Annotated in this window: 14 protein-coding genes and 2 pseudogenes; 5 read left to right on the top strand and 11 right to left on the bottom strand. The window is 70.6% G+C overall.

What is annotated here, in order from left to right:
- The 7 genes from AB0H32_RS38135 to AB0H32_RS38165 form a co-directional block, all read right to left on the bottom strand.
- A partial coding sequence (locus AB0H32_RS38135) for a serine/threonine-protein kinase (RefSeq protein WP_361130878.1) occupies positions 1-1,134 on the bottom strand: 1,134 nt, incomplete at its 3' end.
- Between the two features lie 120 nt (positions 1,135-1,254).
- Complete coding sequence (locus tag AB0H32_RS38140; RefSeq protein WP_361130914.1) at positions 1,255-2,052, bottom strand: oxygenase MpaB family protein; 798 nt, start codon at positions 2,050-2,052, stop codon at positions 1,255-1,257.
- A gap of 288 nt (positions 2,053-2,340) precedes the next feature.
- Entirely contained in the window at positions 2,341-3,141 is an 801-nt protein-coding gene (locus tag AB0H32_RS38145) for a thioesterase family protein (RefSeq protein ID WP_361130881.1), read from the bottom strand.
- Positions 3,142-3,351: 210 nt separating this feature from the next.
- Positions 3,352-4,455, bottom strand: coding sequence for a DUF3103 family protein (locus tag AB0H32_RS38150; RefSeq protein ID WP_361130884.1), 1,104 nt, complete (start codon positions 4,453-4,455; stop codon positions 3,352-3,354).
- Positions 4,456-4,971: 516 nt separating this feature from the next.
- A complete protein-coding gene (locus AB0H32_RS38155; RefSeq protein ID WP_361130887.1) occupies positions 4,972-5,364 on the bottom strand; it encodes a hypothetical protein in 393 nt (130 codons plus the stop codon).
- The gene (locus tag AB0H32_RS38160) at positions 5,364-7,712 is read right to left on the bottom strand and encodes a DUF4132 domain-containing protein (protein ID WP_361130890.1); all 2,349 of its coding nucleotides are present in this window, start codon (positions 7,710-7,712) and stop codon (positions 5,364-5,366) included. The genes AB0H32_RS38155 and AB0H32_RS38160 overlap by 1 nt, the downstream gene beginning before the upstream one ends.
- Positions 7,712-7,933: a hypothetical protein gene (locus AB0H32_RS38165; RefSeq protein ID WP_361130893.1), complete on the bottom strand. Its 222-nt coding sequence runs from the start codon at positions 7,931-7,933 to the stop codon at positions 7,712-7,714. Before AB0H32_RS38165 ends, AB0H32_RS38160 begins: the two co-directional genes overlap by 1 nt.
- A 1,125-nt stretch (positions 7,934-9,058) precedes the next feature.
- On the opposite strand from AB0H32_RS38165, the gene AB0H32_RS38170 reads away from it, so the two are divergent.
- Positions 9,059-10,198, top strand: coding sequence for a substrate-binding domain-containing protein (locus AB0H32_RS38170; RefSeq protein WP_361130896.1), 1,140 nt, complete (start codon positions 9,059-9,061; stop codon positions 10,196-10,198).
- Between the two features lie 759 nt (positions 10,199-10,957).
- Here the strand turns inward: AB0H32_RS38170 and AB0H32_RS38175 are convergent.
- Together AB0H32_RS38175 and AB0H32_RS38180 are read right to left on the bottom strand one after the other, a co-directional pair.
- Positions 10,958-12,172 carry an acyl-CoA dehydrogenase family protein gene (locus AB0H32_RS38175; RefSeq protein WP_361130899.1) on the bottom strand — a complete coding sequence of 405 codons (1,215 nt, stop codon included), beginning with the start codon at positions 12,170-12,172 and terminating at the stop codon, positions 10,958-10,960.
- Positions 12,173-12,255: 83 nt separating this feature from the next.
- A complete protein-coding gene (locus AB0H32_RS38180; protein ID WP_361130902.1) occupies positions 12,256-12,630 on the bottom strand; it encodes a ferredoxin in 375 nt (124 codons plus the stop codon).
- A gap of 160 nt (positions 12,631-12,790) precedes the next feature.
- Here AB0H32_RS38180 and AB0H32_RS38185 point away from each other — a divergent pair, with 160 nt between their 5' ends.
- Complete coding sequence (locus AB0H32_RS38185) at positions 12,791-13,156, top strand: DUF6479 family protein (protein ID WP_361130905.1); 366 nt, start codon at positions 12,791-12,793, stop codon at positions 13,154-13,156.
- A gap of 177 nt (positions 13,157-13,333) precedes the next feature.
- On the opposite strand, the gene AB0H32_RS38190 is transcribed toward AB0H32_RS38185, so the two are convergent.
- Positions 13,334-13,789 carry an RpiB/LacA/LacB family sugar-phosphate isomerase gene (locus AB0H32_RS38190; RefSeq protein WP_361130908.1) on the bottom strand — a complete coding sequence of 152 codons (456 nt, stop codon included), beginning with the start codon at positions 13,787-13,789 and terminating at the stop codon, positions 13,334-13,336.
- 1,486 nt (positions 13,790-15,275) lie between these two features.
- Here AB0H32_RS38190 and AB0H32_RS38195 point away from each other — a divergent pair.
- Together AB0H32_RS38195 and AB0H32_RS38200 are read left to right on the top strand one after the other, a co-directional pair.
- Positions 15,276-16,418 (top strand): globin domain-containing protein, encoded by a 1,143-nt coding sequence (locus AB0H32_RS38195; protein WP_361130911.1) that lies wholly within the window; start codon positions 15,276-15,278, stop codon positions 16,416-16,418.
- 229 nt (positions 16,419-16,647) lie between these two features.
- On the top strand, positions 16,648-17,733 hold the full coding sequence (locus AB0H32_RS38200; protein WP_361130917.1) for a nitric oxide synthase oxygenase: 1,086 nt from the start codon (positions 16,648-16,650) through the stop codon (positions 17,731-17,733).
- A gap of 24 nt (positions 17,734-17,757) precedes the next feature.
- Here the strand turns inward: AB0H32_RS38200 and AB0H32_RS38205 are convergent.
- Positions 17,758-17,898: pseudogene (locus AB0H32_RS38205) on the bottom strand (IS5/IS1182 family transposase); the annotation flags it as partial.
- A 218-nt stretch (positions 17,899-18,116) separates the two neighbouring features.
- Here AB0H32_RS38205 and AB0H32_RS38210 point away from each other — a divergent pair.
- A pseudogene (locus AB0H32_RS38210) lies at positions 18,117-18,378 on the top strand (transposase); the annotation flags it as partial.

An 18,378-nucleotide genomic window follows, 5' to 3' on the forward strand; every position in this document is an offset into this window, starting at 1 on the left:
CCGCCCGCGCCGGGCGTGCGCGTGGCCCTCGTGGTGCCGTGCGGTGTGGGCGGTGACGGCGTCGGGCGACGGCCGGGACAGCACCGCCACCGCGGCGGCCGGGCGCGCGGTCCATGCCCCGGTCAGGGCGGCCCCGGCATCCGGCGGGACGGTACGCAGTCCGGAACCGACCGCCTTGTGGCCGGTGGTCATTCCCCGGGTCCAGGGCGGCAGGAGCCCCTCGCGGTGATCCGCGTCGTCGGGTCGCGGCCGTCGCGCGACGACCGTCGGTACGTACCCGGGCGTCCTTCGCTCTCCGGCCAGACGGAGGCTCAGCTCGCGCGCGTCGTACGGCCGTTCCTCGGGGTGTTTGGCCAGCAGGTCGAGGACGATGCGCTCGAAGCGGGCGGGCAGTTCGGGGCGGTGGAGGCGCGGCGGGCGCGGCGGGGTGTCGCGGTGGCCGATGAGGATCGCCCAGGCGTCGTCCAGGTCGAACGGCGGTGCCCCGGTGGCGATCTCGTACAGGACGCAGCCGAGCGAGTACAGGTCGCTGCGGTGGTCGACCTCGGATCCGCCGATCTGCTCCGGGGACATGTAGTGCGGGGTGCCCATCGCGATGCCGGTGCCGGTCAGCCGGGTGGTGAAGCCGATGTCGTGGCCGAGGCGGGCTATGCCGAAGTCACAGATCTTCACCGTGCCGTCGGCCAGCCGCACGATGTTGGCCGGCTTCAGGTCGCGGTGCACTATGCCCTGCTGGTGGGTGTAGGCGAGGGCGGAGGCGACCTGTTCCGCGATGTCGATCACATCGTCCACGGGCAGCGGATGCCCCTTGTTGTCCTCCAGGAGCCGGCTCAGGTCGCGTCCCTCCAGCAGCTCCATGACCAGGTGGAGAACGCCGTCGTCCTCGCCGAAGTCGTGGACCACGGTCACGCCGCGGTGCGAGAGGGCGGCGGCCACTCTGGCCTCCCGCCGGAACCGCTCCTGCACGATCCGGGTGAACGACGGGTCGTGGTGCGGGCCGAGCGGCTTGAGGCACTTCACCGCGACCTGCCGCCCGAGCGACTCGTCGCGGGCCCGCCACACCTCGCCCATGCCGCCGCGCCCGATCAGATCGAGCAGCCGGTACCGGCCCTGAATCAGCCTGTTCTCCCCCATCGCGCGCCGTCGCCCCCGTCGCCGTCCGCCCCGCCCCCTGGGGGACCCGGCCCCGGCGCCGCGACCGCGCGGAACGCGGTCCGATCCGTGACACACCCCCTGCTCGTCCAGTATGGCGGTCTATCGCCCCGGTTTGTACGGTGCCGGTCGCGCACTCGGGCCGAGCCTCGCCATGGCCCGCAGGATGTGTTTGGGCGGCAGCTGCCAGCGCAGACGTGCGGGAATGCGGCGCAGCAGGGCGCCTGTGGCCCGCAGCCGACGGGTGACGACGGCGGGTGCGGGGGCCGGTCTGCCGTACAACTCGTGGGCGTATGGAGGCAGAGAGGCGTACGCCAGCTGCGCCACGCGCTGCCACAGCACCTCGCGCGCCGGTACGAGGAGGGGGTGCGTCGGCGGGCGGAGGAGGAAGTCGTCCACCTCGCGCGCCTCGGGTCCCGCGGCCAGCTCCGGCCGCATCTTCTCGAAGTAGGCGGCCATCCCGGTCAGGCCGGCCGGTACGGCGTCCGGGTCGAGGCCCACCAGACGGGCACTGACGCGGTGTTCGGCGAGGTAGCGGTCGGCCTGGGCGTCGGTGAGGGGGAAGCCCGAGCGGCGCAGGACGTGCAGGTAGGAGTCGATCTCGGCGCAGTGCACCCACAGCAGTAGCCCGGGTTCGTCGACGCCGTAGCGCTCGCCGGTGCCGGGATCGGTCGCCGTGAGCATGCGGTGGATCTTCCGCACCCGGGCGCCCGCCCGCTCGGCCGCCTCGGTGGTGCCGTACGTCGTCGTGCCGACGAAGTTCGCGGTGCGCATCAGCCGTCCCCAGGCGTCGCGGCGGAAGTCGGAGTTCTGCAGGACGCCCCGGACCGCGCGCGGGTGCAGCGCCTGGAGGTACAGCGCGCGGACGCCGGCGACCCACATCATGGGGTCGCCGTGCATCTGCCAGGTCACCGACGAGGGGCCGAAGAGGCCGGGGTCGCCCGTGTCAGTGCCGTCCACACCGGCAGTGTGTGCGGGCCGCACGGCCGGCAGCAAGGCCCGCGCGCAAGTCGCGGGCCGGCCGGTGTGCGATCCCGCCACCCGGGACGGCCTCCTCCGCGACCAGGATCCAGGGGTTCACGAGGCGGCCGATGAGCCGATCCCCCATGCGCCCCGGGTCGTCGCGGCGCTGCACGGGGGATGGATCGGCGTGGCGCTGCACCGCGGGTGGATCGGCGTGGCATCGGATCAGCCGCGCGCGGCCACGTACAGGGTCTGAGTGCTGCGGCCGAGCGGGCCCTTCTCGTCGTGCAGGGCGGACTCGGCCAGCCCGATGCCTGCCCCGTCCACCATCGACCGGGCGTCCAGGCAGACCCACTCGCCCTCGGGGTGGCGGTGCAGGCCGACGGTGAGGTCGGGGTTGATGAAGACGTAACGGTGGAAGTCCAGCTCGGTACTGACGCCGTTGCCGGAGTCCGCAGCCGTCAGCACCCGGCTGAGCGGCGTGATCTCCTCGCCCGCGACGAGGGGGATCCTCATGCGCATCCACGCCGTGGCCGGGCCTCGTTCGAGGAACGAACCGGCGGTGAAGCGGATGTCCATGGCCGCGTGGTAGCCCTGGTCCCACGGGACCGGGAAGAACGGTTCCGGTTGTCCGGCCCCGGGCGGGGGTACCTGCCGGCTCGGTGACACCTCCGGTACCGCATCCGGCGTCGCCTTCATCAGCAGGGCCGTCGCCCGCATCACCTCCTCGCCGCCCTCGGGTGTCAGTCCGACCTCGACGAGCTCGACGCTGCGTCCGGACCGCAGCACACGCGTGGTGACGGTCAGCGGCCGGATCGGGACGGGCCGCATGATCTCGTAGCTGAGCCGGGCGACCCGCATCTCCGGGCGTCGGCCCGGCCGTTCTTCCACGGCCAGCCCCAGCAGAGCGGCCGGCGGACCGGCGTGCTGGGAGTCGGGGTCCCAGGGCCCGCGGGTGTAGGCGGTCGGCAGGAACCGGCCGGTGGCCTCCCGCTCGTAGAAGGCCTCGGCCTGCGACGTCGCCATAGCTGTCCTCCCCTGTCGCTCGGACTGTCCACCACCCATCCTACTAAGCGCTTGCTCATCCCGTGCGGAATCGGCCTCTCCGGGCCGCCGCCCGGCGGACGACGCCCTGACGGGAGAGGGGCACTGCGATCACGCACCCTGGCAACTCCCGGCTTCCGCCGGGCCCAGTCGCCCCTCTCCCGCGCGAGGCCCGTTCGGCGCGCGCGACGGTCAGAACTGCTCGACGAAGTACGGCTCGACCGTCATCCAGCCGTTGCCCGCAGCACCGTTCAGCCGGCCCGTGGAGTTCTTGGACAGGGTGTACCAGGACTCCACATAGTCGGGGTCGTCGGTGAACCAGGAGTCGGGCATCGCGCCCAGGACCGCGTTGACCAGCGGGATGTAGGCGCCCTGGTCGGTGACGGTGAGCAGGGCCGTGGTGAGCGCCTGGGCGAGCGCCTTGTAGTTGGTGCCGTCGTCGTCCTCCATCATGACGACGTCGGCGAGGTTGTACTTGTAGTTCGACCAGTTGACCAGGATCTGGTTCGGGTAGTAGACGGTGTTGTCGTAGTCGAGGTACGGCATGTCGACCGAGTCGACGCGCGCCTTGCCGTCCGGCCCGAAACCGGTCACCAGGGAGAACATCTCGGCGGCGCCCTTGAACCAGGGCTCCTCGTCGTCCTTCACCTCGACGGCGGTGACCTTGGTGGCCCACCAGCCCGCCGCGTCGGGGGCGTTCGCGGACGTGACCCCGGGTGAGTCGAGGCCCTTGTCGGCGAGTGCTTTGTGCAGCACCGCCAGTCCGGCCCGGCGGGCCTTGGAGACGTCGACGTCCAGGATGTACAGGGGACGCTCGGGCACCCGGGAGGTGTCCACGACATGAGCGCGGCCCCGGCTGTCGTACGCCGTGAGGGCCCTGGCGTGGTCGTCGGCCGCCGCGACGGCGACCCACGGGGTGGTGCCGACGCTCAGGTGCGCGCGCATGGCGGGCGCACCCAGGCGCAGACGCAGCAGCGATCCGGTCGATGCGGGCAGGCCTTTGAGGCCCACGATGCGTCTGTCGGCGGCGGCGACCGAGGTGTGCAGATGCCTTCCCGCCGGGCCGGCGGCTCCGGCTGCCAGGCTCTGCAGGTCCACGTCTCGTGCGCCGAGCGCGGCCGAGCGCACCTGTGCCCTCCACTGCGGATTCCGGAGCGAGGAGGCCAGTGACCGCGCGATCCCCTGCTCGGTCTCGTGGACCGGGGAAGTCCGGGGCGCCGCGGGCCGGCCGCCCGGGTCCGCCACCGCCGAGGCGAACGCCGGCTGGGCCGCGCCGGCGACTACGCACAACATCATGCCGATCAGGGCGCCACGCCGTTTCAATGCTCTGCTCACCATGCTCCTTCTGCAGTGGCCGCCGCCGCCCCTTCGTGGAGGACGGCCGCAGACCGGCGATGGGCGGATCCGAGGGTTCTCGGGCGCCTCGTGCGATGGGGCTTCACACCTCGCGCCCTGCCGAGCGGACGGCAGAGTGCGACGCTGAAGCGTTCATGACATTCCCTGGCCTTCCGGCCGGGCACGCCACCCCGCAAGGCGGTGCGACCACTGCTCCGGACCGGCAAGGAATGCCGTCAGCAGCCACGGCCCCGTCCCCGCGGTGACGCCCGACGGATCGGAACCGGGGTGGCTCAGTGGTTCAGTGGATCAGCCACTGCTGCAGTGAAGCAGCCGCCGAAGGACCCGTCAACTCCCGCACACGGCACAGGCGTTGCCGCCCGCTACGGCCGGGGTCCGCCGTTCCCGGGGCCCGTGGACCCGCCGGTCCGGGCGTGCGGACAGGAGCCCCCGGACCGGCCGGGACATTCCGGTCTCTCAGCCGCCGACGAGGGCGACGAGCTTGATGAAGACCAGACCCGGATCGACGGTGAGATCGACGACGTCGTCGAGGCCGTCGACCTGGCGATCGCCGGCCAGCACGAAGAACCCGTTGGCCAGGAAGGCGCGCTCGGCGATCTCGGCCTGGCGCTCCCAGTCGATGCGGCGGGCCTCGCGCAGAAGGTAGCCGTTCAGCTCCGTCTCCGCGTCGTCGGGGCGGACGAGCCCGTTGAAGCGGTTGCCCGGGCGGGCGTTGTGCCGGGCCACCTCCTCGCGGACCCGGAGCCTGATCAGCTCACGTACGGTCATCCGTTCCGGCAGCCCGGCGACCGTCCACTCGGTGACCCGCTTGCCCGTCGCGGTCTCGTCCCGGAACGTCACGGTGGCCATCAGGCACCTCGCTTGATCTGCATGAGGATGGTCTCGTCGGTGATCCCGGTGTCGGCGGCGAGCAGCACTGCCTTGCTGAGGATCAGGGAGAGCCGGTCGTCCTCGAACGGCAGGAACACCTTGCCGTCCCCCGGGCGCCGGGACGGAACGATGCACAGGTAGCTGGCGTCCGGCTCCATCAGGATGTTGGCCGAGCCCAGATGGATCCGGTACGTGCGCAGATCGCCACGGACGATCAGGAAGCGGCCGTCGAGCGTGCACCGGTCGGCGATCTTCAGACGCGGCAGGATCCGCTCCAGGACGTCTCGGCGCGCCACGGCGCTCTCCGTCAGCTCGGCGGAGGAGGCCCGCTCCCAATAGGCGCGCTCGGGGCCGCCGTCGGTCCAGTCGGGGTCGGCGGCGATCGAGGTCACGCCGACGAAGAGGTCCACGTCGCGCATCGCCTCGCTGAACACAAGCGGGGGCACGTCGGCGAGCGGCGCCTCGCGCCAGGCGCCGCTCTGCGCACGGCGGTCGAACCGCACCTGGTCGGTCGAGGCCAGTTCGTCCTCGCCCGCCCAGTCGGCCCAGGTGTGGGAGAAGCGGACCCGCCACTCCCCCGCCGCGAGGGTGCGCTCGGCCTCGTCGCCGTCCCCGCCGTCCCAGGGGCCGAGCCGGCCGCTCTTCCATCCCCGGGCGCGGAACAGGGCGAACATCCTGCGGTAGTGGACGAGGTGGGCGGCGAAGCGGTTGGAGTAGACGCGGGTCTCCTCCTCGGCCGGGGTGAGGAGATAGATCTCGCGGAACGCCTGCTTGAACGGCTGCCGTATGCACCGCTCGGTGAGCAGGTCCCGCCAGGCCCGTACGGCGTGGGGGGTGGAGCGGAGCGGGTGCCAGAGCCGTACGGAGGCGTCGTCGGGGGCGTCGGGAAGCTGCTCGTCCGTCTCGGGCAGTACGGCCCGCCATTCGCCGGGGGCGACCTCGACCTCCCAGATCAGCCGACGCACCAGGGTCCGGGCGAGGGGGTGCCCGGCCAGCTCGGTGCGCCACCAGCCGTACGGGTGGACGGCGTCCAGGGTGAAGCCGCCCTCCAACGCACGTACGAGGGTGACCAGTTGGGCATTCACCCGCTTCACCAGGTCGCGCAGCTCCTTGACCAGGGCGGCGTGGTCGCGGCGGACCGGCGCCGGGACGCTGCGCAGCGGGCGGCCGTCCTTCTCCCAGGTCAGCGTGGCGGTCTCGGCGACCCTGACGACGGCCTGGTGGTCACCGGCCGTCCGGCGCAGGACGCCGCCCGCTGCCGAGCCGCCGACGGGTTCGGTGTCGAACTCCATCCTCGGCAGCCGCAGTGCCACGTCGGTGCGCTCGGCCAAGGCCGCGTCGACCTTCTTCAGCATCTTGTCGAGCTGTTTGGGCACCCCGGCGTGCCGGACGGTCCGGCGCAGGGTACGGATCGCGGTCACCAGCTCGGGCGTCGGGAAGTCCTGCGCGGCGCGGACCACCTCGTACAGCAGGGCCTGCGAGGGAAGCGTCCTCGCCGCCGTCGGGGCGAGGGCGATGCCCGGCAGCAGCCGCTCGAACAGCTCCGGCAGCCAGGGCTCGTCGCGCAGCAGCGCCACCCGAAGGGCCTGTCCGAGCGCTGTGATCTCCCGGTCGTTGAACGCCTTGTCCGCCCGGTAGGGGATCTCGCCGGCCCGGATCGCGTCGGTACGGTCGGCCGCCGCCTCAAGGGCGCGGCGGGCGAACGCCACGTAGGCAGGGTTGTCGGCCGCCTTGCGCCATGTGTGCGCGAGCGGCGGGACGAACCTGTGGTCCCGGTCGATCCCGGACAGCAGCCTGCGCTCGGCCAGGGCGAGGCCGGCGAGGACGGCGATCTCGTCGGCGGCGATGGGGCCCACGTCGCGGGTGAGACGTTCCACGGCCGTGCGCAGGGCCCTGTCGCCGGCGAGCCCCGCGACCGCGAGCAGCGCGTACGGCTGACGCACGGTGTTCTGCTCCAGCCAGAACCCGACCAGGGCGCGGGCCGGTTCGGACACGTCGGGCAGCGGTCCTGTGCAGTGTTCCAGTGCGTCGAGGCCCAGGGTGAGGTCCGCCCAGCCGTGCTCCTCACACCTTTCGACGAGTGCCTCGAACATCCGGCGGCACGCGTCGGGCGTGTAGCGCGGCTGCCGTTCGCGGGCCGCGTCCTCGACCGCGAAGCGGACCGTCGTTCTCGGGTACGTGGCCGAGGCGTCCATTCGGCAGGCCGTCACGAAGAGGCTGCCGAGTTCCTCGTCGGAGACCTGTGACAGGTCCGGGCGCCTTTCGTCGTCCTCGAGGGTGAAGTCCGGGTCGGTCAGCGCGCGCGTCAGCCGGGCTGCGAGGTTCATCAGGCGCCCCTCTTGATCTGGTGGACGATCGTCCTGTCGGTGATCCTGGCGTCGGCGGCGAGCAGGAACGCCTTGCTGAGGATCACGGAGAGCCGTTCGTCCTCGAACGGCAGGAAGACCTTGCCGTCGCCCCCGCTGCACAACGGAACGTCCTCGGCCGGCGCCCGCAGGACGGCGGCACGAGGTCCCGCTCCGACGCCGCCTCCGCGAGTCCGAGGCATGTCGGCCGCCGCTTCCGGGTGGGGCGCGGTCCCGACAGATTCGTCAAGTGCCCCAGAAGGCCGGCCAGTTCCGGCGCCGGAGAGGCCTTCGCGCGGTCTCTCATCGGAGCGGCCCAGGGAGTGTGGGCAGGGATGAGCCCCTCGGGGATGCGTGCCTCGTCCGTGCAGGCCGCGAGCCGCCCGTCGATCTCGGACCGGGTCGCCGCGCCCGCCGCTCCGGATCGGCGGTGCCCGGTCCCCATGTACCGCCGGATCTCGGTCCTCTGACGTTCCAGAAGGTCGACGGGCCGGCGGACGCGGCTGAGCACGGCGGACCGCACGTCGTCGAACGAGTTGTTCCTGCGGGATTCGGCCACCCATGCGTCGTACAGCATGGCGGGATGATGGCAGGGGGGACTGACAATGGCGTCGTCGGCCGCCTCTGCGACCACAGCCATGGGTTGTCACCTCTTGTCGCCGCCGACCTGCGCCGTTGCCAACCAGCGGCGGTATTCCGCGGCGACGGCTGCCGAGCCTTCTTGGCACATTGGTACACGCGGGCGGCACCCAGCGCACGAAATCCTTTCTCCCGCCGTGCACCCGGCCTGCTGCACGTCGTGCGGGAGGCGGATCTGGCGCGGGTATGCGCGGGGAGCCCGCAGTCGCCCCCAGGAGCGATGAAGTCCTCGTCGCCCAGCCTTCTCGGAGGCCGAGCTGGTGCGCGCAGGCTTCAAGGTCGGCGAGAAAACCGGAGGGAACAGGACGGTAGCCGGCCGGCACTTCCACCTGGCCTGGACGCTCCAGGCGGTACGCAGGCTACTGGGGCGCAACGTACGGCCCTCGCGGGTTCCCGCCCGCGTACACACGGAACGGGCCGACAGCGCAACGGCAGGACGGTCACGCAGGTTCTTGCAGCACATCTTCTTCCCCGGACAGAAAATCCGTGACCGTGGTGATGTCCGCGGCGGCCTGGACAGCATCGCTCTGACCTGCAGGGACAGCCCTGCGGCACCTGGGCGGGCGGAGATGTGAATGTCACACCTCAACCACCATGTTGTCCTTACATCTTGACGTTCCGTGGTGTTTCCGCGTTTGCTTCCGTCGCTTGGGTCGCCATGATGCCCCCCATTTCGGAAGGCACGTAATGTGAACGCTCGTACCACCTACAGGACCACCGTCGCGTGTCATGTCGCGGTTGTCCTCGCGGCCTCCACGTCCGCACTCACACTCACCGCGTGCAGCGCAACCGGAAGCGCCGCCGGGAGCGGCAGCTCCGCGTCCTCGAAGAAGGGGGACAAGATCTCGGTGGGGCTGCTCCTGCCCGACAAGGACACGGCACGATTCGAGAAGTTCGACTACCCCATCTTCAAGAAGGAGGTCACCTCCCTCACTCACGGCAAGGGGAAGGTCGTCTACGCCAACGCCGAGACCAGCCCGACCATGCAGAGTCGACAGTTCCAGCAGATGGTGGACGAGAAGGTCGACGTCATTCTGGTGGACGCGGTGGATGCCAAGGCCATCGCGCCGGCCGTCCGGAAGGCCAAGGACGCGGGCATACCGGTCATCGCGTACGACCGCCTCGCCCAGGGGCCGATCGACGCGTACGTCTCGCACGACAACGAGCTCGTCGGCCAGGTGCAGGGCCGCGCCATCATCCAGGCGCTCGGCTCGAAGGCGTCGAACAACAAGATCGTCATGATGAACGGCGACCCGGCCGACCCGAACACAGCGCAGTTCAAGGAGGGCGCGCTCGGCGAACTCCAGGGTCAAGTCCAGATCGTCAAGCAGTACGACACCGCCAAGTGGTCGCCCGCGGTGGCCAAGGCGCATATGAAGGAGGCGATCCAGTCGGTCGGGCCGGACAACATCGCCGCCGTCTACTCGGCGAACGACGGCATGGCGGGCGCCGTCATCGACGCGCTGAGGGAGGCAGGGGTCACCAAGATCCCCCCGGTGACCGGACAGGACGCGAATCTGGACGCCGTACAGCGGATCGTTGCGGGCGACCAGTACATGACCGTGTACAAGTCGTTCCTGGACGAGGCCACCGACGCCGCGAAGATGGCGGTGGACAAGGTCCAGGGCAAGGACATCCAGTTCGACGCACTGACCCGCGACACGGTCGACAGCCCGACGACGAAGAAGGTCCCCGCGAGGCTCGTCCCGGTGACCGCCCTCACGAAGGACAAGATCAAGGACACGGTGATCGCGGACGGCGTCTACTCCGTCAAGGACATCTGCACACCGCAGTACAAGGCGGACTGCGCCGCAATCGGCCTGAAATAGCCTCCGTCCTCCGCCACGCGCCACCGCCCGTCGCCTTCGGGCAGTCGAAACCCCTGACTTTCGCGGAGGCCCACCCCGCCTGCAACCGGCAGTTGCCCACCCCGGCCCCCGAAACCGCCGGCGGACAGCACCACAACCTCGTCACGATCGAGTTGCCGGTCAGCCTGGTGATGATGCCGGTAGTGCGCGTCTTCGAGGCGGTGGCCCACTCAGGGTCGCCAGCAACGGGCTGCGGGCGATGGACCTTGTCGCCGATTCACGGCGCCAAGCCGCCTGGGACCACGGACGAAGGGTTTGCCGACTCTGTGCGGCCGGAGGCCCGACTCCCAAACAGGTGCGTGAGCCAAGCCAGTCGCTTCTCCTGCCCCGCACCTGGAAGGGCGACGGCGAAGAAGACGAGGGCCGCGGCAGCCCGCACGCCCGACGAAGGGCTCACTCGAACGCCAGATGGTGGACAGTGCTTGCGACCACCGTGCCGAGAACCGAGAACAGTCCCGCCCGTACAGCCGCCACCGGCACCACGCGCGGCACCCAGCCGCGACGGCGCACACGGGACCCATCCGCCCCCCCCATGACCCACTCACGATGGCGCTCACAGCCTGCCCGTGTCATCACCGCCTCAGGTGCCGCCTGACGGCTGTCGCTGACCCGTCACGCGGACATCTGAGGACGGACGGCACGGGCGGTGACGACCACGTACTACAGCTGTCGAAGCACCATCCCCGTTCTGTGCCGGCCAAAGACTGTGGTCGCAGCCTGTCAGCGCCGTACCCTCGGCATCCCCAGCCCGATCCACGAGATGATCTCGCGCTGGATCTCGTTGTTGCCGCCGCCGAAGGTGAAGATGACCGCCGAGCGGTAGCCGCGTTCCAGTTCGCCGTGCAGGACGGCGCCCGCCGAGCCGTCCTTGAGCGGCCCGGCTGCGGCGACGGCCTCCATGAGCCAGGCGTAGGCGTCCCGGCGGGCCTCGGAGCCGTAGACCTTGACGGCGGAGGCGTCCTGCGGGGCGAGCGTGCCGTCCTGGACGGCCGTCACCATCTGCCAGTTCAGGAGCTTCATCGCGTCCAGCCGGGTGTGGGTGCGGGCGAGCAGGCGGCGCACCCAGGGCAGGTCGATCACGCGGCGGCCGTCGGCCAGCTTGGTCTCCATCGCCCAGCGCTGCACGTCGTGCAGGGCACGGATCGCCATGGTGCCGTGGGCGGCGAGGGTGACGCGTTCGTGGTTGAGCTGGTTGGTGATCAGCCGCCAGCCCTGGTTCTCCTCGCCCACGCGGCGGGAGACGGGGACGCGGATGTCCTCGTAGTAGCTGGCTGTCGTGTCGTGCGAGGCGAGCGTGTTGATCACGGTGCAGGAGTAGCCCGGGTCGGAGGTCGGCACCAGGAGCATGGTGATGCCCTTGTGCGGCGGCGCCGCGGGGTCGGTGCGCACGGCCAGCCACACCCAGTCCGCGGTGTCGCCGTTGGTGGTCCAGATCTTCTGTCCGTTCACGAGGTACTCTCCCCCGCTCTCGGCTCCGCTCGAGCGGGAGGTGCCCCCATCGTCGCGCACGGCCCGCGTCTTCAGGGCGGCGAGGTCGGTGCCCGCCTCGGGCTCGCTGTAGCCGATGGCGAAGTCGATCTCGCCGGAGAGGATGCGGGGCAGGAAGTACGCGCGCTGTTCCTCGGTGCCGAACCGCATGAGCGTGGGACCGACGGTGTTCAGCGCCATCAAGGGCAGCGGTACGCCCGCCTGCGCGGCCTCGTCGAAGAAGATGAACTGCTCCATAGCCGTCATCCCGCGCCCGCCGTACTCCTTCGGCCAGCCCACGCCGAGCCAGCCGTCCGCACCGAGCCGCCGGATGGTCTCGCGGTAGAACCGCTTCTGCGCGGCCGGGTCGGTGTACCGGGCGTAGGCGCCCGCCGGCACCAGCTCCGCGAAGTAGGTGCGCAGTTCGTTGCGCAGCCGCTGCTGTTCGGGCGTGTGGTCGAGGTGCACGGCGCCTCCAGGGTCCCCAAGGGCGGTCCTGACGGCGCACACCGTAGAACGTGTTTCAGAAATTGGGAATGGCGTGCCGCGGCTCAGTTCAGGCTCGCCATGAAGTCCGTGCAGGCTCCGGCGCAGGACCGGCACGCCCCTGCGGCCGATTCGGCACCGGACTGCCCGTCGAAGGCGTGCGCGCACTCCAGGCAGACCGAGCGGCACCACTCCAGCTGGATCCTGATCCCTTCCTCTTCCTGACGGTTCTGCTCGGACAGCATGCGGCAGGTCACTTCGCACACCTCGGCGCACATGATGCCCAGCCGGCGCACGCGGTCCCGGTGCTCGGTGCCATCGGGATCCAGGAGGCTCGCACGCACCGCACATGCCCTGGAGCACTCCGTGCACGCCTGGGCGCACAGGAAACGGTCCTCCAGGAACCGGTAGAGCTGCTGCTGCGAAGTCGGAGGTGTCACACCGCCCGGGTAGCCGGGCCGAGGCGGGGCAAACCACCCTTACCGGGCGCTCGGACGCCACGGCCGGAGCCATCGCGGCCCCAGCGGGGCCGTCATGCGTGGCCCCGCAGTCACGCACGGTGTCCGGTTCGTCCCCTTCTGGGCGGGGTATTCCTGTGCTATGAGTACCGCACAGACGCAGCTGGCCGCGGCAAGCGGTCTGGCGAGCCTCTTCTTCTTCCTGATGGCCGTGGCCGTCCTGGCGCTGCTCGCCGGAGGCTTCTGGATGAACTCTCGCATCAAATACCGCGAACCCCCTCGACCACGCCCCGAGGAACAGCCACACCTGCCGGAGGGCGGCGCGGTGCGCGAGATCCAGGAGAACAGGGAACCCACGGAGATTCCGCGGGTACCCAAGGGCGGTCACGCGCTCACCCCGTACGAGCTGACCAACATGCACACCAGGACAGGCACCGAGAAGGCCCGCCCGCGCTGGAGCAAGGGGACGAGCGGCTCGTTCGGCGGCGGCGGCCTGGGCGCCCACTGAGTCCCGGCCGGGCAACGGACACGACGGGACACCGGAGACGACCGGACACCGCGCACACCCCGGCGACGAGCTGGACCCGACACCGGGTAACACGACATCGAGCACGACCCGACACCGAGCACACGACACATCGAGCGAACGACCGGCCCCTGGCCCGCGTCAGGTCGCCGTACGCCCCTAGGAGAGCTTCCTGGCGGCGTCGAGGCGGCCGACGCGGGCGACGTTCTGCACGTCGTCCGGATCCGTGCTGGCTTCTGCGGCGAACCAGGCGTCGAGGATCTCCGTCAGCACCGGTGCAGAAGTCAGCCGCAGGCTGAGGGCCAGGACGTTGGCGTCGTTCCAGCGGCGCGCGCCGTCGGCCGTGGCGGCGTCGGTGCACAGCGCCGCACGGACGCCCGGCACCTTGTTCGCCGCGATGGAGGCACCGGTGCCGGTCCAGCAGCACACGACCGCCTGGTCGGCCGCACCCTCGGCGACGTCACGGGCGGCCGCCTCCGAGCAGACCGCCCACTGCGGGTCGGCACCGGGCCGCAGCGCACCGTGCACGCGCACCTCGTGGCCGCGCCGGCGCAGCTCCTCCACCAGGAGCCCGGCGACAGGTTCGTCCATGTCGGAGGAGACGGAGACTTTCATGCGCGCCCATCCCCTCGCAGGTCAGAGGCTTGTCGTGCCTTTGGTGACAGCAGTTTGCGACACCATGAATCCACGACGGGGATCTTCATACTGCTTCAGGTTACGCGCCGGCCGGGGAACTTCCCACGAGGCCGAATCTGCCCGGCGCCCTTCGAGCCATGCGCACACCGCCGCCCCCAAGCGACGGTGCCCCGCCGGCGATGTTCCTCGACGTGGCCGTCCTCGCGGTCATCGCAGCCCGACACTGGCACCAACTCCACCAACACGACCAGCAGGCCATCGCCACCCGCCCGTGCGCTCGGGCACCTGCAGTCCGCCTACGCCCAGGCAGCCGCGGATCCGCTTGCGGTCCTCGCCCACCGGATTCAGTTGGCACCCCACGGTGGAACGGCTCGTCGACTTGGCTTGCGAGGCTGTATGAGCGCACGCCCAGCGAGTCGACAACACGCCTGGGGATCCGTAGCCGCACCGCGCGGTCAAGCTCGCGATCGAACTCCGCGAAGCCCAGCGCCTCGGGCGCCTGCGCCAGCGGGCGCCGCCAGTGCCAAGGAACCCCGGCGGAGCGATGCATCCGGCCGGTGCAGCGCCGCCGGGACGCCGGCCTGCCAGAGGGTAGGGATTTCCCAGAGCAGGACCGCAGCCCAGGAACCCGAGTGCCCCGGTTATCCGGATTTACCGACAGAGATCACGTTCAGCTCGGTGAATTCACCCGGTATTACGCTGTCGTGAGCCATGCCTTCTGAATCCACCGCAGCTCGCGAAACCGACTGGTTTCGGATGGCAATTCGGAGCGGGCTTCGACGCCTCATCAGCAGAAGTAGAAGCGGATTCCCTGGAGTTGCCGGGCTGCCGCGCCGCGGCCTGATTCCGGCCGGTTCCACAAGCATCCTCCGTTCGGTTCCGCGTCAACTCCCCCTCCTCGGCGCCGAATACACGCATCGCAGGCCGGCCCATGGGGGGAAAGCGCGCAAGTGGCGGGGAGGTCGCGCCTATCCTTTGGTTGACGGGTGAAGATTGTGTATTAGGGTGAATGCGTTCCTGCCGATCGCCACTGAACGGCAAGACGTCCCAGGGAGTTCCGCCCCGTCCGTTCCCAAGTCGCCCGTGTGCGGCCGAGTTGATCCGTGGTGTCGTATCGTGACGGCGCCACAGCCGAATGGCGGACCCTTTCTGGGTGCTGGGTGGGCATCCGGCACAGCGCAATGCCGTGCCGGCCATCGACCTGTCCCCGGCAGCCGCGACCGGTTGTGCAGCGGTCGCGGCGGTCCCCCCTGCTCTGACACTGAATTTCCCTCATGGTGATGACGATTCAAATTGAAACGGGAGGCGCCCGGTGATGTTCTCCCGTGCGCCTCGAGGACGCCGTGACGCAGCGGATGCCACGGCGCAGTCACCGGAATCAGCAGCACCTCCTTCCACTCCCTCGCCCCCGGCGCCGAGTCCGCTGCCGGACCTTGTGCCGCTGACCGCGGAGGAAATCGCCCTGATGCGCGCGAGCGTGGCCGTGGTCGGCCCGCAAGCAGCCGACATGACGGTGTATTTCTACGCCATTCTGTTCGCGCGCCACCCCGAGGTGCGCGGGCTCTTCCCGGACAACCTGGACGTCCAGCGCGACCGGTTGCTGCGCGGGCTGCTGCAGATCGTCGACCTCGTCGACGACCCGGAGAACCTGATCCGGTTCTGCGGCCGGCTCGGTCGCGACCACCGCAAGTTCGGGGCGCTGGACGGCCACTACCCCGCGGTGGGCGAGTGCCTGCTCGCATCCCTGGCCCGCTACGCCGGCCCGGCGTGGAGCCCGGAGCTGGCCGCCGCATGGACGCACGGATACGGCGTCGTCGCGCAGGTGATGATGCACGCCGCGGAGGAGGACGCCCGCACGGCGCCCGCGGTGTGGGAGGCGGAGATCATCCACCACCGGCACCGCGGCCATGGCATCGCGGAAATCACCGTGCGGCCCGACGCGCCCTACCCGTACACGGCAGGCCAGTACGCGAGCGTGGAGACGCCCTGGCATCCCAAGGCGTGGCGCTACTACTCGCCCGCGCACGCGCCGCGAGCGGACAACACCGTGACCTTCCACGTGCGTGCGGTCACCCAGGGCCAGGTCAGCCGGGGCCTGGTCTACAGCGCCAAGCCCGGGGACGTGGTGCGGCTCGGACCCACTCAGGGCGACATGACGCTCGACCCGCGCACCGACCGGGATCTGGTGTGCGTGGCCGGCGGAACCGGCATGGCCCCCATCAAGGCCCTGGTCGAGGACGCGGCCCGCATCGGGACAGAGCGCTACGTCGACGTCTTCGTCGGCGCGCGGACCGCCGAGGAGCTCTACGGCCTGGACGACATGCTCAGGATGTCCCAGCGGCACCACTGGCTCTCTGTGCGGGCCGCGGTGTCGCACGAGCGTATTGCGGGGCTGGAGGGCACCCTGCCGCGGGTGCTGAACGAGTTCGGGCCGTGGTACCGGCACGAGGCGTTCCTCTCCGGGCCGGTGGGCATGGTCACGCAGGCCAGCGCCACCCTGGCCCGGCAGGGCATCCCGCAGGAGCGGATCCATTTCGACCCCTTCGACGTGCCCGCACTCGAGGCCGCGTTGCTGCCCCGGCAGTTGCGGGAACCGCCCGAGGACTGAGCGTCCGGCCCGACCCGGCCGACCCGGCCCCGGCCGTGCGGCCACTCGCTTGCCGTGCCCGCCCACCGGACTCGGCTTCGACCCGTCCGCTCCCGGCCGAGCGGCCGCCGGACCACCGCCGGCGCCACGGGCCCGTGTGAGCACCAGACCCCGAGCAGGAGTGAATCCGGTGCAACTCCCACCTTCGTCCGACCCGGCTCGGCGCCGCCCGCCGGCGCACGAGGCCGTCCTGGCGGCCGCCGAGGTGTTCATCCGCCAGTACGCCGCCGAGAACCCGGGCGACGGCGATCCGGGCCGGCGGCTCGCGGAGGTCACCGCGGAGGTGGAGCGCTTCGGTACGTACGAACACACCCCGGCGGAGCTTGCGTTCGGCGCACGGGTGGCCTGGCGCAACGCGGCGCGCTGCATAGGCCGGCTCTACTGGAACAACCTGGTCGTGCGGGACCTGCGGCACGTCACGCATCCCGACGACATCGCCAGTGAGTGCTTCGAGCATCTGCGGATCGCGACCAATGGAGGCCGTATCCGGCCGGTCATCAGCGTCTTCGCCCCCGATCGCCCCGGCCGTCCTGCCGCCACGCTGCTGGGCGAGCAACTGGTGCGCTACGCGGACGACCCGCGCAGCACCCACCGGGCGGCGCTGGCCCGGGACTTGGGCTGGAAAGGCGGCGAAACCCCCTTCGAGGTGCTGCCGTTGCTGGTGCAGCCCGGCTCCGGCCCGACCCCGGAATTCTACGAGGTGCCCGAGGACGCCGTGCTGGAGGTGCCGTTGACGCATCCGCGCCATCCGGGGTTCGCCAGCCTCGGTCTGCGCTGGTACGCGGTGCCGGCCGTCAGCGACATGTCGCTGGAGATCGGCGGGGTCACGTACCCGGCCGCGCCCTTCAACGGCTGGTACATGGGCACCGAGATCGGCTCGCGCAACCTCGCCGACACCGACCGCTACAATCTGCTCCCCACCGTCGCCGAGCTGTTCGGCCTCGACACCCGCAACGAGCGCACCCTGTGGCGGGACCGCGCCCTGGTCGAGCTCAACCTGGCGGTCCTGCATTCCTACGAGCAGGCGGGGGTGACCATGGCAGACCACCACACGGAGTCGCGGCGGTTCCTCGCGCACGTGGACCGCGAGAGGCGGCACGGGCGCCCGGTGCCGACCGACTGGAGCTGGATCGTCCCGCCCCTGTCCGGAGGGGCGACCATGGTGTTCCACCGCTACTACGACCCCGAGGATCCCGACCTGCGGCCGGCCTTCGTGCACCGGACCACAGGGGTGCCGGAGGGATGCCCCTACGGCGCGGCCCGAGAGGGCATTTGATCTAGGTAGATCACCCCGTATGTCCTATTGGGCGCCTCGCCGGTTGGGTGCGGTCTCGCCCGTTGTGCGCTTGGCGGGGTTGCCGATCGACGCGATGTGGATCATGGCTTCGGGACTGGCGGGGAGAGTCTCGTCATCGCGAGCCAGGCTGCGGCGCAGTACAAGAGCCCGTAAAAAGATCTCGGAGGTAGCAGTCGAGGCATGGCGTTCGCCGGATCCATGCCGGGCCGTTCCGGTGGGCCACCGAGCTGCGGACTGGTCCTGGAGGGCCGCTCTCCCTGGGCGGCCTGATGGTCTCTTACGAGTCCCGATCTGCTCCGCGCAATGGTCAGATGTCCGCCGAGGCCGACGCCGTCTGCGGCGCCACACACGGGCAGGCCGGCGACGAACGCGTCAACCACCGCAACGGCCGTCGTTCACGCGAGTGGGAGACCCGCGCGGGAACGATCGAACTGGCCATCCCCGAGCTACGGCAGGGCAGTTGCTTCCCGCAGTGGCTCTTCGAACGCCGTTCGCCGCGTTCGGCAACCGTCCTCCGGATGCCGGGCCGTTTGCGTTCGTCCGGGTGGACGCGCCGCCCCAGAAGGTCCACGAGGGTGGCCGCATCCACTTGCTCATGTCTGCATACGTTGCCCAGCCATGGTC

This window comes from Streptomyces sp. NPDC020362, assembly GCF_040642095.1.
Lineage (GTDB): Bacteria > Actinomycetota > Actinomycetes > Streptomycetales > Streptomycetaceae > Streptomyces.